Origin of the sequence: Acinetobacter sp. FDAARGOS_515 (assembly GCF_003938865.1) — a bacterium.
GTDB lineage: Bacteria > Pseudomonadota > Gammaproteobacteria > Pseudomonadales > Moraxellaceae > Acinetobacter > Acinetobacter ursingii.
The window spans coordinates 1,555,361-1,570,410 of record NZ_RKIX01000003.1 but is presented as its reverse complement, the minus strand read 5'-3'; the positions used below and the strand labels follow the sequence as shown (position 1 = coordinate 1,570,410).

Here is a 15,050-nt window from a genome sequence, read left to right as displayed (position 1 = left end):
ATGTTCAATAGTACCGAATTATTCTGCATCATTGATGATTTCTTTCTTAAATTTGAAGCAACTTATTGGAAGTTTCTCAAACAAAGTCGTCACTCTATAAGAATTCGGCCAGCCCAATTGAGTCTCTCAGAAATCAATTTTATTGCCATTTGGTATAAGAGTTCTCATATCAACAATTTCAAAGCATTCTTTTCATGGTTAAAACAGGATAAAAATCATTTATTTAAAAATTTACCCTGCTACCAACGAATGATTCACCTGATCAATATGCATCAATTGGCACTACATGCATTACATGCCGCCTTAATGAAAGACCAACGTAGCCAATATTTATGGGTTGATTCAACCACTCTACCAGTCTGTAAAAATCAACGGATTCAACGCCATAAATCATTAGCCAAAATTGCATCACGTGGTAAAAGCTCGATGGGCTGGTTTTATGGCTGTAAATTACATATCGCGATGAATCAATTGGGTGAAATAGCATGTTCTGCTTTATCTAATGGACATGTGGCTGACATAAAAATGGTTGAACATTTGGTTGAAGGCTTAGAAGCAAAGCTTTATGCGGATCGTGGCTATATCAGCCAAGATTTAAAAAGCAGGTTAAAGGATCAAGGTGTTGATTTGATTACTTACCATCGAAAGAACATGCCGACTGTTCAACTCTGTGTACAAGATGAATATCACTTAAAACAACGTAATAAGATAGAAACATTATTCAGCTTATTGAAAGGACAATACAATTTAGTGACGAGTAAAGCACGTAGTATTCGTGGATTTCTAAGTGGGATTTACGCATCGTTATGTGCATATCAACTAACCCATCGAAATAAGCCAACAATTCAAATTATGGAATCAGTGGCTTAAACAGGATTCGGGTTATTTATTAAGTATTGTCGTTAAGACCTTAGCTGTAGGCATCAGCTATGCTATTTGGGCAGGTACAGGAATTGTACTGGTAGCAGCCATCAATTTTATTGTACTCAAACAAAAATTGGACTTCCCCGCATTATTGGGTATGTTCTTGATTATTGCAGGGGTAATCATCATCAATTTATTTTCAAAATCCATTAATCATTAAGATATTTGTATAAACTTCAAATTATTTATATACAAAAAAATAACGTATCTTCTTAAAATTACTTAGTTTTGTTGCTAGGACTTGATTTTATAAGGCAAATCAACAAGAGTAATCACATAAATGAGACAATAAACAATGTACAGCCATTATGATGAAAGCTAATTATTTTAACTTGGGTTCTCGCGTTTTATATTTCTTAGTGTGTTTGGGGGGAATAACTTCGCTTTCCGCCAATACAGAAACAAAAGACGTGAGTTTCGATCAATCTTCCGAGCAAGATCAGTCCTTGGTTTTACCAAATGATCCCAATACGCCACGAACCTCTGTCGCCTATGCAGTCAAATTACACCAATTAAATCAATCACAAGATAAAAATCTATTAGATTTAATTCCTGCATGGATTGATTCAACACCGACCATTTTACCTCCTGAGTCAGATACGCCCAATGTTCCTCCTGTATCTGAAACGCAAGATCTAACGTGGTTTGATCGTAAGCAGCATGACATTAGTCGTTGGGCAGACCGTACCTCTGGTAAGATTGATCATTGGTTTGGTGATGTTGATCCCAAAAAACCAGCCGATGCCACCTTGAGGATCATGCTAGATAATTATTGGGATAAATATAATGGCTATGAGATTAAGCCACGTATCCGAGGAAAAATTAAACTTCCAACACTCGAACGGCGTTTTAGCGTCGTGTTTGGTGATGACTCACTCGATGATGAGTTTGATAATAATGTTGCCAATACCAATATCGATCCAAACGGCGATAAAAAACGCTTAGATTCTCGTCAAACCCGTGACAATAATGGTTCATTGGCACTACGATGGTCTGATTTCTCCAAAAAATTACCGTTTGAAACTGATGCCGATCTGGGGATTCGTTCTGGGGATGACATTTATGTCCGCTTAAAAGCCAAACGCGCGTGGCCGCTACGCAACGATTTTTCGTTTTACGCGGAACAAATTTATCGTTATGGCATCGATAGTAAAAACTATTTAAGAACCAATCTGGAACTGACACATGCGCGTCCCAATGAGGCTTTTCTCTCTAACCAATTCAGCCTAACTTATGCTGATGATCAGGATGATGATCTGTGGTGGGATAACCGTTTATTTAGACAGCATCAGTTCTTTGCCAATAATCGTTTTAATTACGGCTTGTATACAGGCGGATATTACAATAATAGCGACTTACGTTTAAATAGTTGGGGGCCGTTCATGTCTTGGCGTCAACAACTCTGGCGTGAATGGTTTTATGTACAAGGCGATCTCAATTATTTTAATGATCATCGTGAAGACCGCAGCCACTATGTGAGTACTTTTGTCCGGTTAGAGGCTTTATTTTAAATAAGAAACCATCTTTTTGCGCTTGCCATGTGGTATTTTGGCAAGCGCTTGACCAAGCGCATCGAAACTTAAATAAAAAATTAAGATTGGTTTTATATTCTGTTCCACATTCATTATTCTTATTATTTTTTTCATGAAGCGATGCCTTATCGTTCATTTTCAGCTTGCGATTATTTTAAGCCTATGTAGTATTTATGCGGTATGGGTATTAGGCCATTCCACTTTTAAACCCTATTCTTTTCAGTCTTATACAGTACATCTAAATCGGCAGCACTTATCAAAATTAACATGTACAGAAGCACTGATAAATTCAGAACAAGAAAGCATTCTTTCCAACGAACAACTGAGTCAGGAATTATTGGCTGTTTTTGATAACGATTCTTTATGGGCAAGGACTTTGCAGCAACAAACCCAGCCTGTTAAAAAATTTGGAAAACCGCATAAAACTAAAAGCAAAAAAAATAAAGTAGCTAATCCTGATCCCATTAGTGCCAGTATCAGTACCATCACCAGCTTGCTGCCTTTTTCTAACGATATTAATCTGGGTTCAAATTCAGACAGTGATGTGTATGTCCAGTTTTTGGCAAAGAAACAATGGGTGTTAAGGCATGATATCAGTATCGATACTCAACAGTTGTTTCGCTATGGTTCTACCAGTAAAAATTATTCTGAGACAACTTTGAATCTGAATCAAAAATTACAAGACAATACTCTTTTTTCCAATCAATTCAGCCTCAATAAAAGTCAGGATGAAGAATACTATTGGGCAAATCGAACTTTCCAACAATATCAATTTTTAAAAAATCACCGTTTAATTTATGGAATTTATAGTAGCGGTGTGTATGATCAAACAAAAAAAGACTGGGAATTACAGCTATGGGGGCCTTATTTATCATGGCGGAGACCCTTATGGCGTGACTGGATTTTTATCGATAACCAGATTTCTTATTATCATGATATGACCACAACCGATAAAGAACTTCAGCATATATTTAGTACGACGATTCAATTAGAAGCAAATTTTTAACTTTCCGACCAAATCAGCAAAATTGTGGATAAGTCTGATTTTACCCACATGCACCAACCCGGTATAAAAAACCCTGACCAAAGTCAGGGCTATTTTACAGATGATTTATTTTAACAATAAGCTATTGATCCGTTTTACATAAGCAGCAGGATCTTCTGGTAAACCCCCTTCAGCAATGACCGCCTGATCAAAAATCACATTGGCCAGATCATCAAACTGCGCTGAACGTTCCAGTTTTTTCACCAGTGGATGTTCAGGGTTAATTTCAAGAATCGGTTTTATCTCAGGTACTTCCTGTCCTGCCTGTTTTAACATGCGAATCAGTTGAGGAGATAACTCGCCTTCTGATGTCACCAAACATGCAGGAGAATCGACCAGACGTGTAGTTACACGCACTTCTTTGGTTTTATCCTTGAGTGATTCACCTAGTTTTTCCACTACTGGTTTAAACTGTTCGGCTGCTTGTTCGAGTGCTTTTTTCTCTTCTGCATCTTGTAAATCACCCAGATCGACAGCTCCTTTTGAGACATTTTGCAAAGGCGTACCATCAAACTCCTGTACAAAATTCATCGCCCATTCATCGACACGTTCAGACATCAGTAAAACTTCAATGCCTTTTTTCTTAAATAATTCCAGTTGTGGAGAGTTTTTAGCGGCATTGAGACTATCTGCGGTCACGTAATAAATCGCTTTTTGCCCTTCTTTCATACGTGCTTTATAATCAGCCAGCGAAGTACTCACCTCATCATGATTTGAGGTTGCATAACGCAGAAGTTTTAAAATACGTTCACGATTTCCAAAGTCTTCGCCTAAACCTTCTTTAAGAACTGCACCAAATTCGGTGTAAAAAGTTTTGAATTTTTCCTGATCTTTTTCATCTTCTGATTTTGCCAGACCATCAAGCAGGGTTAATACGCGACGGGCATTACCTTCACGAATGGTTTTAACATCGCGACTTTCCTGTAACAGCTCACGACTTACATTCAGCGGCAAATCAGCACTGTCCACCACCCCTTGTACAAAACGTAAATAATTTGGAATCAGATGATCCGCATCATCCATAATAAAGACACGTTTCACATACAGCTTAATGCCTGCCTTAGCTTCACGGGTAAAAATATCATGCGGTGCTTTAGCTGGAATATAAAGAAGCTGGGTATATTCTGTGCTACCTTCAACCCGATTATGCGCCCAAGCCAACGGTGCATCAAAATCATGACTCAGATTTTTATAGAACTCGATATATTGTTCTTCTGAAATTTCATTTTTATTTCGTGTCCAAAGCGCACTGGCTGAGTTAATGGTTTCCCATTCTTCAGTTTTGACCATTTTGCCATTGGCTGCTTGTTCTTCGCCTTCGGCCACCTCATCCTCTTGCCAGACTTCTTTTTGCATTTGAATTGGCAGACTGATGTGATCTGAATATTTATTGATAATTTGCTTAACTTTATAACTTTCTAAATATTCAAGTGCATCATCACGTAAATGTAAAATAATATCTGTGCCACGTGAATCCTTGTGGATTTGCTCAACTTCAAATTCACCAGTACCGCCACTCACCCAACGTACGCCTTGGTCCACAGGCAAACCCGCACGACGCGATTCAACGGTGATTTTATCTGCAACAATAAATCCAGAGTAAAAACCCACACCAAACTGACCGATTAACTGTGCATCAGATTTTTGATCACCAGTTAATTTAGACATGAAATCTTTGGTACCAGATTTGGCAATCGTTCCCAGATTATCAATCGCTTCCTGCTGATTGAGACCAATCCCATTGTCTGAAATAGTAATAGTTTTATGCTCTTTATCCAGAGTTACGCGTACATGTAAATCTGGATCATTTTCATAATATTCTGGATGATTAATCCCTTCAAAACGCAATTTATCGCAAGCATCTGATGCATTTGAAATCAGCTCGCGTAGAAAAATTTCTGGATTAGAATATAGTGAATGGGTCACTAAATGTAAAAGTTGGGCGACTTCTGCCTGAAAGCTATAATTCTGTGACGTTTTTTGTTCGCTCATCACTCACTCCTAAAATACCATTCATGTTAGCGAATTCTTTGATGTTGTATGTATTGGAGTGAGTCACGACTTTTTCAATAGCAAAAGCGAAGATTTTTATCTGGTTTAAAAAGGACCTTGCGTTAAAATACGATTTTGCACGATATCATCCAGATGCTTTTGACGCTCGGTATAACGCTGTGTGATACAACTTACATTTGCACGACAGCTATCCCGCTGTTTTAACCATTGATATTGCGCACCTTTCTCGGCATCACGTCCGCCCATTGGCAAGGCGTGAACAACAATATTATAAGTTGTTGCCATTTTTACATCGGCATCATTTAAACTGCGGTTTTGACAAATGGTTTTTTCTGTACTGGTTTTGGCTTTATCGCAGGAGAAACTTGCAGCATGCGCGTGACTTAAACCATTTATACAAAATAAACTACTGAGCAGAACTATTCGTAATTTTTTCATTGAAACGCTCTTGTTAGATTTATTATTTTAACTTTAACAATTATGTTCATTTGAATAAGTAAATTTTTGCCATTTTCTGTACAACATCAGTCACAACCATAAAAAAAGCCTCACAGTTTCCTGTCAGGCTTATCATGCCGATGATCATATTATTGTTGTTCTCTATATCATTATTATTAAGTGCATTATCAGTTAAAAACTCCCTTCCCCACGAGGGAGTTTTAAAAGGCTATATCTTCCTTAGAATCTATAGCTATAACCTAGTGTATAAATCACTGGGTCGATATCTAAATCAAATGTACCTAAGTTGTCGACTAAACGAACTTCTGGGCTCAAATCTGCATAACGTACATCGAAGTAAACACCCCAATTTTTTGCATCAGCAGGTTGGAAAGTGAAGCCAACTTGTCCCGCAAAACCGTAATCATTTTTGACTTTATCTGCTACACCTGACTCATCCCATGGAATGAAAGCAGTTGCACCCACACCAATATATGGTGTAAAGCGTGTCGCGTTTTTAAAGTTATATTTTGCTGTGATGGTTGGTGGTAAATGTTTTACTCTTGCAACCTTATTACCATCCAATAACACGTCATGGTTAATCGGTGTTGCAAGAAGTAATTCAGCAGAGAATGGTGAGTCACCAAAGAAATATTCAACAGATGGTGTAAAAGCAAACTCATCATCCGCTTCAACTTTGCCTAATGCAGTTTGAGTATCACTGGTTGGCGCAATATAACTTGCCCCGACTTTAACCTGCCAATCACCTGCAAAAACAGAAGAAGACAAACCTAATAATGCAATAACAGCAGCTTGTTTCAACATTTTTATTACCTCTTAATATCTTGATAACATCATAATATTATATATATATTAAACGCAATACAGATTATAAACACATTTTAAACATTATTTATAAAGCAATGATATTCTTATTTATTTATTTTAATCAGAGTATTTTAGTATGTTTTTAAAATGCCAAATTAAACACAAATAAATCCGATTAAATTAATATACTTTAAAACCAACCAAAATAATAAGATTTTGTGACTATTAAACTATATTCACAAGGGCTTTTTATTTCCACCTATGGGAGAAAAATAAAAAAATTCAACTAATGATCAAAGAAGTCTATTATTTTAAAATATTTAATCACAAGCTTATATTTATTTTTAATCTTCCATTTTGTTAATTTAATTAATTTAAATAAATTTGCAAGTTTATTTCGATCAATGTCTTGTCCAGCCCAAATTTTTCATTTTTTATATAAATAAAGTGAACATTGAATGTAGCTCCGATACAATACGCGCAAGAATTGGAGTAATCGATGTCACAGAATTCTTCTTTAAAGCGTGGACTCAATACACGCCACATCCGTTTTTTAGCTTTAGGCTCTGCCATTGGGACAGGTCTGTTCTATGGATCAGCTTCTGCTATTAAGCTAGCAGGTCCCGCAGTCTTGATGGCGTATGTCATCGCGGGCATTGCCATTTATATCGTGATGCGTGCGCTTGGCGAAATGGCCGTACACAACCCAGTTTCAGACTCCTTTAGTCGTTATGCTTCCGATTATGTGAGCCCTTTGGCTGGTTTCACCACAGGTTGGACCTATGTTTTTGAAATGGTGATTGTCGCCATAGCAGATGTCACCGCTTTTGGTATCTATATGGGATTTTGGTTTCCTGATGTGCCACGCTGGACATGGATTTTATCGCTCATCTTCTTTTTGGGTGCGATTAATCTGATTCATGTCAAATTTTACGGTGAGCTTGAATTCTGGCTATCGATTATTAAAGTGAGTGCCATTGTTGCCATGATCTGTGGCGGCTTTGGCATTATGTTTTATGGTTTGCATGTTCCCAATACCAGCTTTAATCCTGGTATTTCTAATCTATGGGAACATGGTGGCTTTATGCCAAATGGAGTAATGGGGGTCATCGCCTGTTTCTCAGTGGTCGTGTTCGCTTTTGGTGGAATTGAAATCATCGGCATTACCGCAGGTGAAACAGAAAATCCGAAAACGGCCATTCCACGTGCCATTAATGCTGTTCCGATCCGAATTATCCTATTCTATGTTTTGACTATTTTTGTCTTAATGTCGATTTTTCCATGGAATCAGATCGGGACTCAAGGCAGTCCATTTGTACAAATTTTTGAGAGTTTAGGCATTAAATCTGCTGCTGCCGTATTGAATGTCGTGGTAATTACAGCAGCTATTTCAGCGATTAATAGCGATGTATTTGGCGCAGGTCGTATGATGTACGGTATGGCACTCAAAGGACAAGCACCTGAAGTGTTCCGTAAAACGTCTAAATTCGGTGTGCCGTGGATGACCGTGGTGGTCATGGCTGGCGTATTGTTGATTGGCGTGGTTCTAAATTACCTAATTCCTGAAAATGTATTTGAAATTATTGCTTCGATCGCGACTTTTGCGACGGTCTATGTTTGGCTGATGATTTTATTATCGCATTTTGGCATGCGCAGAAAATTATCGAGTGATGAAATTAAAAAGCTTGATTTCCCGATGATTGGTTGGCCTGTAGCGCCTGCACTTGCCACCGCATTTATGATCTTTGTGATTGCGGTGATTGGCTACTTCCCTGATACGCGCCCTGCCCTGTATGTCGGCATTTTCTGGTTACTTCTATTAGCTGTTGCTTACAAGATTTGGGTCAAGCCGAAAATCTAATCAATGTTAACTGATATAAAAAACCACCTTTCATGGCAATGTAAAGGTGGTTTTTTATTGCGACCATTGAATTAAACTGGCTGTTGAGACCAAGCAAACTGACGAATATAGTCTGCCATTTTTTGCGGTTCACTCAACATTGCCCAATGATTGGCATCCAGTTCAACATATTCAAATTGCTCCACCCATTTTGGCGTTTCTTTTAAAATATAATCAGGGCTGACAAAAGCATCACGCATAAGTACCACAGCCTGAACTGGGCATTGTGCATAGCGCTGACGTGGTCGAGTCAAGCTTGGAATAAAATTCGCTCGATAAAGATTAATCCCATATTTTCCATCACTCGCAATATGGAAATTCAATGGTAAATCTTGCTTCCTTTCCAAACCATTTAAGATTTTTCCCCATTTTTCGGGAGTGAAATAATGCCAGACGGTAGGTGCAATGAAGGGCAGATGAAATGCGCCGATATACCATGATTTTGATAATTTCTTCAAAAAATTAGCTGGATGAGTTTTAACTTCATCACGTAGCAACCAAGCAGCATGGTCCAAACAAGGGCCTGAAATCGTGGTATAAGACAAAATACGATTTTTAAATTTAGGTTCAGTCACCGATTCCCAGCTTTGGATCGATCCCCAATCATGCGCAGCCAAATGAAATGGTCGATCTAACAACAATTGATTGACAACTGCTTCCAGATCCAGAGAAAGGCGTTCAAGCCGATAATCCCGAATATGCTTAGGAATACTGGATTGACCAGCACCACGAACATCATAGGTGATTATATAAAAATCATCGATCAGCTCATGAATAATCGACTCCCAGACTTCCTGATTATCAGGATAACCATGAACCAGTACCAAGGCTGGTTTTTGCTGATCGCCCCATGTCTTAGCACATAAGGTCTGCTGATCGGAAGTTTGGACAGTGTGAATCTGAGGATGCATGCCATTTCCTTTTTTGTTTTTGATTGACCATTTCTTTAATCGGATTAGGCATTGCTATCAATGCCAGAATGATGTTAGTTATTTAGTATGAAGATAGCATATAGAAAATCAATTGACCCTCATGAATATTTTAAAGCAACTTCAAACCATACCCGCTGTATCAAAGTTTATTATTAATCGCTACTCACCTTATCGCGGTGCGGGGATTAGCATTGATAAAATTGACCTGAAAAATTATTACATTCGGGTCAAGATGCCACTCACCCGAAAAAACCAAAATATTGTCGGGACTCATTTTGGGGGGAGCTTATACTCGATGGTGGATCCTTTTTATATGTTGATCCTCATGCATCATCTGGGCTCAAAATATATCGTTTGGGATAAGTCTGCCAATATCAATTTTTTATCACCTGGACGAAGTACCGTATATGCAGATATTCGCCTAGATGCGATGGAACTTGAGCATATCCGTGAACTCGCCGAAAATTATGCACCAGTGCTAAGAAACTATACCGTTAATATTTTTGATGAATCTGGTGTCAGAATCGCCGAGATTCAAAAAACACTTTATATTCGTCGTAAAAAGCCAAAACCATTTTAAAAGTATCATTGATCTTATTTTTATTTGAAATTTAAAGGGTTTTGATAAAATCAAAGATTCTATATTTGTCTAAATTCCTATCAAAAAAGACAGCTTGAAGCTGTCTTTTTGGTCATCGAGAAAACATTATTTTTTCTCTTGAATGGCTGCACCTGCGCCGCCACCAATGGCTCCACCAACCGCAGCACCACCATCACCACCAAATATCGCCTTGCCGACGACTGATCCAATACCCGCTCCAACGGCACTACTGGTTGTTGAGCTACTATTACCACCTTTGGCATTAGCACCTACGCCACCACCTAAAGCACCGCCAGCAGCAGCACCAACGCCACCACCCACATGGTTACCCACACCACCACCAACAGCACCACCTAAAGCAGCAGCGCCAATACGTTGATTCGATGGACTCATATCCTGACAACCAGCGAGAATTGCGGTCGACATGACAGCGATCGCCATTAAACTCATTGTTTTTTTCATGCTTAGCTCCTCGTTTAATACCTATCAGAATAAGCATTTTTGGAGAATTTTTTAATAAGATCATGTAACAAAATGCCCCATCCATGCAGTGATTTTGTAATCAAAAAACTCGGACTAATTCATCTATTTCTTTGCATAAAAAAAGACACCCGTAGGTGCCTTTCTTTTTCAATCAATCTTTAAAATTGATCAGAGTTTAATGCCTGACTGAAAGCTTGATCAACATCACTAAAGTCGTTGTGCAATTCATACTCAGCCGCTTCAGCTTCCTGACGACGACGTTCAAGATGATACGCTAGACCCGTACCTGCTGGGATCAAACGACCCACAACTACGTTTTCTTTCAAGCCACGTAAATCATCTTCTTTACCTGTTACAGCCGCTTCAGTTAACACACGAGTGGTTTCCTGGAACGATGCAGCAGAGATGAATGAGTCAGTCGAAAGCGATGCTTTGGTGATCCCCATCAATTGACGTTCAAACTTCGCAGGGAACTTGTTCTGAGCCAAGACTGCTTGGTTTTCTTGAACGACACGGATGTAATCCACTTGCTCACCTTTGATGAAGCTGGTATCACCACCATCAGTGATATCAACTTTACGCAACATTTGACGTACGATGACTTCAATGTGCTTATCGTTGATTTTTACACCTTGTAGACGATAAACGTCCTGAACTTCGTTCACGATGTAGTTGGTCAATGCCACTTCACCTTTCAAACGCAAGATGTCATGTGGATTTTGTGGACCATCAGAAATGGTTTCACCACGATTCACATGCTCGCCTTCGAACACGTTGATTTGACGCCATTTCGGAATCAATTCTTCGTAGATTTCAGAACCATCATCAGGCGTGATCACCAAACGGTTTTTACCTTTGGTCTCTTTACCAAAGCTCACGATACCTGATATTTCTGCCAAGATCGCATGCTCTTTTGGCTTACGTGCTTCGAACAAATCAGCTACACGCGGTAGACCACCAGTAATATCACGAGTACGTGAAGTTTCTTGTGGCACACGACCAATAACATCACCCACACCAATGGTTTCACCATCACGTACGGTTACGATGGTATTTTGTGGCAAGAAGTAGAACTGCTCGCCACCATCGGTTGTATCCAACACGATTGCAGGACGTAAATCTTTACCAGATGCAGGACGTGCTGTCACAGGCAAGATTTCAACCGTAGTCATACCCGTCGCATCATCAGTTTTCGACGTTGCAGTGACACCATCCGCAATTTGACTGAATCGCGCTTTACCTGCCACTTCTGTTACAAGTGGATGTGTATGCGGATCCCAAGTTGCGACAATACCGCCTGCTTCAACATACTCACCGTCTTTCAACAGAATGCTTGCACCATAAGGCAGTTTATAACGCTCACGCTCACGACCTAACTCATCGGCAATACCAATTTCGCCTGAACGCGAAACAGAAACCAAGTGACCTTTAGCATGTTGTACCGTTTTCACATTATGGAAACGTACAGTACCTTTGTTACGCACTTGTACACTGTTTGCAGCAGAAGTTCGGCTTGCAGCACCACCCACGTGGAAGGTACGCATGGTTAACTGTGTACCTGGTTCACCAATCGATTGAGCTGCCATAACACCAACAGACTCACCTGGGTTAACCTGATGACCACGAGCCAAATCACGACCATAACATTTCGCACAAACACCAAATGACGATTCACATGCGATGACTGAACGAACTTTCACTTCGTCGACACCCGCTTCTTCAAGCTGAGCTGCAATTTTCTCGTCAATCAAAGTGCCACGTGGCAATACCACTTCATTGTCCGATGCACGACGTACATCTTCTGCTGTTACACGACCCAATACGCGATCACGTAATGGCTCAATCACATCCCCACCCTGAATGAATGGCGTCATGACTAAACCGCCCGCAGTACCGCAGTCTGGCTCAGTAATCACCAAGTCTTGTGCTACGTCAACCAAACGACGAGTCAAGTAACCTGAGTTCGCAGTTTTCAATGCTGTATCGGCCAAACCTTTACGCGCACCGTGCGTTGAAATAAAGTACTGAAGAACCGTTAGACCTTCACGGAAGTTCGCTTTAATTGGCGTTTCAATGATCGAACCATCTGGTTTTGCCATCAAACCACGCATACCCGCCAACTGACGAATCTGAGCCGCACTACCACGTGCACCAGAGTCAGACATCATGTAGATGCTGTTGAACGATTTTTGTTTCTCGTCTTCACCCTGTTTGTTCTTCACATTGGTAAATGACAAATTATCCATCATCGCTTTAGCGACTTGATCGTTAGTACGCGCCCAAATATCGACCACTTTGTTATAACGCTCACCCGCAGTCACAAAGCCTTGTTCAAACTGTTGTTCAATTTCACGAACTTCAGTTTCTGCTTTGTCAATAATGACTTGCTTTTGTGGCGGAATGACCATGTCTTCCATACCCACCGATACACCTGAGCGAGTCGCTTGACGGAAGCCCAAATACATCAATTGGTCAGCAAAGATGACGGTGTCTTTTAGACCTAATTTACGGTAGCAAGAGTTGATCAGTTTTGAGATGTTTTTCTTGGTCATCTCAAGGTTGATCATGTCAAAGCTTAAGCCTTCTGGAACGATTTCCCAAAGTAAGCAACGACCGGGTGTGGTATCCACAATAATGGTTTGCTTTTCACGCTGACCATTTTCATCAATCACAGTCTGATGCACACGCACTTTTACACGTGCATGGATCGCAACTTTATTGGTGGCCAAAGCACGGTTTACTTCGTGCGTATCAGCAAAGACCATGCCTTCGCCTTTGGCATTGACTGCATCACGCGTGATGTAGTAAAGACCCAAGACCACGTCCTGAGACGGAACGATAATTGGCTCACCATTGGCTGGTGACAAGATGTTGTTGGTCGACATCATCAAAGCACGTGCTTCAAGCTGTGCTTCCAAGGTCAATGGAACGTGTACTGCCATTTGGTCACCGTCAAAGTCGGCGTTAAATGCAGTACAGACCAATGGATGCAAACGAATCGCTTTACCTTCGATCAAAATCGGTTCAAAGGCTTGTAGACCCAAACGGTGAAGTGTCGGTGCACGGTTCAACATCACTGGATGCTGACGAATCACATTCGCTAGAACGTCCCAAACTTCAGGAGTCTCGCGCTCAACCATTTTCTTGGCAGCTTTAATGGTGGTTGCCTGACCAGATGCCTGCAATTTTGCGAAAATAAATGGCTTGAATAGTTCAAGTGCCATCTTCTTCGGAAGACCACATTGATGCAAACGTAAAGTAGGACCAACGGTAATGACCGAACGACCAGAATAGTCAACACGTTTACCCAACAAGTTCTGACGGAAACGACCTTGTTTACCTTTGATCATATCTGCCAAAGATTTCAATGGACGTTTGTTTGAACCTGTGATCGCACGACCACGACGACCATTATCAAGTAATGCATCAACAGATTCTTGTAACATACGTTTTTCGTTACGTACGATGATATCTGGCGCTGCAAGGTCAAGAAGACGCTTCAAACGGTTGTTACGGTTAATTACACGACGGTAAAGATCGTTCAAATCAGACGTCGCAAAACGACCACCTTCAAGTGGTACAAGCGGACGCAAGTCTGGTGGAAGTACTGGTAGTACATTCATCACCATCCATTCTGGCTTGTTGTTTGACTCTTTGAACGCTTCCATCAACTTCAGACGCTTAGACGCTTTTTTCAGTTTCGTCTCTGAGGTTGTTTGTGGAATTTCTTCACGAAGACGTGCGATTTCAGCTTCAAGATCGATGTCTTTCAACAAATCCTGAACCGCTTCCGCACCCATTTTCGCGGTAAATTCATCACCGTGTTCTTCAAGTGCGTTATAATATTCTTCATCGCTGAGTAACTGGTATTTCTCAAATGGAGTCATACCAGGATCAGTCACGACATAAGATTCGAAATACAACACACGTTCGATATCACGAAGTGTCATATCTAGTAATAAACCAATACGGCTTGGTAATGATTTCAAGAACCAGATGTGCGCCACTGGCGAAGCAAGCTCGATGTGACCCATACGTTCACGACGAACTTTTGCAGTGGTGACTTCAACGCCACATTTTTCACAAATGACGCCTTTGTATTTCATACGCTTGTATTTACCACACAAGCATTCGTAATCTTTGACTGGACCAAAGATTTTGGCACAGAACAAACCATCACGTTCTGGTTTAAACGTACGGTAGTTGATTGTCTCAGGCTTTTTCACTTCACCGTGAGACCATGACTTAATCATTTCTGGTGACGCAAGACCAATACGGATACGGTCGAATTCAACGGGTGCATGACCGTCAGAATCCGTTTTCTTACGCATGATATCGAGCAAGTCTTTCAATT

The 15,050-nt window shown here is 40.2% G+C and carries 12 protein-coding genes; 6 read left to right on the top strand and 6 right to left on the bottom strand.

Features of this window, described 5'->3' with window-relative positions; genetic code table 11:
* The 4 genes from EGS47_RS08940 to EGS47_RS08925 all read left to right on the top strand — a co-directional run bounded on the left by EGS47_RS08940 (position 1) and on the right by EGS47_RS08925 (position 3,462).
* Complete coding sequence (locus EGS47_RS08940) at positions 1-870, top strand: IS982 family transposase (protein ID WP_125269548.1); 870 nt, start codon at positions 1-3, stop codon at positions 868-870.
* Positions 827-1,084, top strand: a complete 258-nt coding sequence (locus EGS47_RS08935) for a DMT family transporter (RefSeq protein ID WP_308805561.1) — start codon at positions 827-829, stop codon at positions 1,082-1,084. Before EGS47_RS08940 ends, EGS47_RS08935 begins: the two co-directional genes overlap by 44 nt.
* 148 nt (positions 1,085-1,232) lie before the next feature.
* A complete protein-coding gene (locus EGS47_RS08930; protein ID WP_125269547.1) occupies positions 1,233-2,435 on the top strand; it encodes a hypothetical protein in 1,203 nt (400 codons plus the stop codon).
* A 133-nt stretch (positions 2,436-2,568) separates the two neighbouring features.
* Positions 2,569-3,462: a selenocysteine synthase gene (locus tag EGS47_RS08925; protein WP_125269546.1), complete on the top strand. Its 894-nt coding sequence runs from the start codon at positions 2,569-2,571 to the stop codon at positions 3,460-3,462.
* 105 nt (positions 3,463-3,567) lie between these two features.
* Here EGS47_RS08925 and htpG read toward each other — a convergent pair whose 3' ends face one another.
* The 3 genes from htpG to EGS47_RS08910 form a co-directional block, all read right to left on the bottom strand.
* Entirely contained in the window at positions 3,568-5,493 is a 1,926-nt protein-coding gene (gene htpG, locus EGS47_RS08920) for a molecular chaperone HtpG (protein ID WP_125269545.1), read from the bottom strand.
* A 105-nt stretch (positions 5,494-5,598) separates the two neighbouring features.
* Positions 5,599-5,952 (bottom strand): lysozyme inhibitor LprI family protein, encoded by a 354-nt coding sequence (locus tag EGS47_RS08915; RefSeq protein ID WP_125269544.1) that lies wholly within the window; start codon positions 5,950-5,952, stop codon positions 5,599-5,601.
* A gap of 240 nt (positions 5,953-6,192) precedes the next feature.
* Entirely contained in the window at positions 6,193-6,777 is a 585-nt protein-coding gene (locus EGS47_RS08910; protein WP_004985082.1) for an OmpW/AlkL family protein, read from the bottom strand.
* 502 nt (positions 6,778-7,279) lie between these two features.
* Between EGS47_RS08910 and EGS47_RS08905 the strand changes: the two genes are divergently transcribed.
* On the top strand, positions 7,280-8,641 hold the full coding sequence (locus EGS47_RS08905) for an amino acid permease (protein WP_004985079.1): 1,362 nt from the start codon (positions 7,280-7,282) through the stop codon (positions 8,639-8,641).
* A gap of 71 nt (positions 8,642-8,712) precedes the next feature.
* Here the strand turns inward: EGS47_RS08905 and EGS47_RS08900 are convergent, their stop codons facing one another.
* Positions 8,713-9,591: an alpha/beta fold hydrolase gene (locus EGS47_RS08900; RefSeq protein ID WP_125269543.1), complete on the bottom strand. Its 879-nt coding sequence runs from the start codon at positions 9,589-9,591 to the stop codon at positions 8,713-8,715.
* 121 nt (positions 9,592-9,712) lie between these two features.
* Between EGS47_RS08900 and EGS47_RS08895 the strand changes: the two genes are divergently transcribed.
* Positions 9,713-10,192: a DUF4442 domain-containing protein gene (locus tag EGS47_RS08895; protein ID WP_004995280.1), complete on the top strand. Its 480-nt coding sequence runs from the start codon at positions 9,713-9,715 to the stop codon at positions 10,190-10,192.
* A 126-nt stretch (positions 10,193-10,318) separates the two neighbouring features.
* Here EGS47_RS08895 and EGS47_RS08890 read toward each other — a convergent pair whose 3' ends face one another.
* Positions 10,319-10,675, bottom strand: coding sequence for a hypothetical protein (locus EGS47_RS08890; protein WP_044436361.1), 357 nt, complete (start codon positions 10,673-10,675; stop codon positions 10,319-10,321).
* Positions 10,676-10,854: 179 nt separating this feature from the next.
* Complete coding sequence (rpoC, locus tag EGS47_RS08885) at positions 10,855-15,048, bottom strand: DNA-directed RNA polymerase subunit beta' (RefSeq protein ID WP_125269542.1); 4,194 nt, start codon at positions 15,046-15,048, stop codon at positions 10,855-10,857.
* Between the last annotated feature and the right edge of the window lie 2 nt (positions 15,049-15,050).

Excerpts from the sequence above, each read along its gene's own strand:
- EGS47_RS08900 (WP_125269543.1), bottom strand. The coding sequence starts at position 9,591 with ATGCATCCTCAGATTCACACTGTCCAAACTTCCGATCAGCAGACCTTA.
- EGS47_RS08940 (WP_125269548.1), top strand. The coding sequence starts at position 1 with ATGTTCAATAGTACCGAATTATTCTGCATCATTGATGATTTCTTTCTT.
- EGS47_RS08910 (WP_004985082.1), bottom strand. The coding sequence starts at position 6,777 with ATGTTGAAACAAGCTGCTGTTATTGCATTATTAGGTTTGTCTTCTTCT.
- EGS47_RS08915 (WP_125269544.1), bottom strand. The coding sequence starts at position 5,952 with ATGAAAAAATTACGAATAGTTCTGCTCAGTAGTTTATTTTGTATAAAT.
- EGS47_RS08905 (WP_004985079.1), top strand. The coding sequence starts at position 7,280 with ATGTCACAGAATTCTTCTTTAAAGCGTGGACTCAATACACGCCACATC.
- htpG (WP_125269545.1), bottom strand. The coding sequence starts at position 5,493 with ATGAGCGAACAAAAAACGTCACAGAATTATAGCTTTCAGGCAGAAGTC.
- EGS47_RS08890 (WP_044436361.1), bottom strand. The coding sequence starts at position 10,675 with ATGAAAAAAACAATGAGTTTAATGGCGATCGCTGTCATGTCGACCGCA.
- EGS47_RS08930 (WP_125269547.1), top strand. The coding sequence starts at position 1,233 with ATGATGAAAGCTAATTATTTTAACTTGGGTTCTCGCGTTTTATATTTC.
- EGS47_RS08925 (WP_125269546.1), top strand. The coding sequence starts at position 2,569 with ATGAAGCGATGCCTTATCGTTCATTTTCAGCTTGCGATTATTTTAAGC.
- EGS47_RS08895 (WP_004995280.1), top strand. The coding sequence starts at position 9,713 with ATGAATATTTTAAAGCAACTTCAAACCATACCCGCTGTATCAAAGTTT.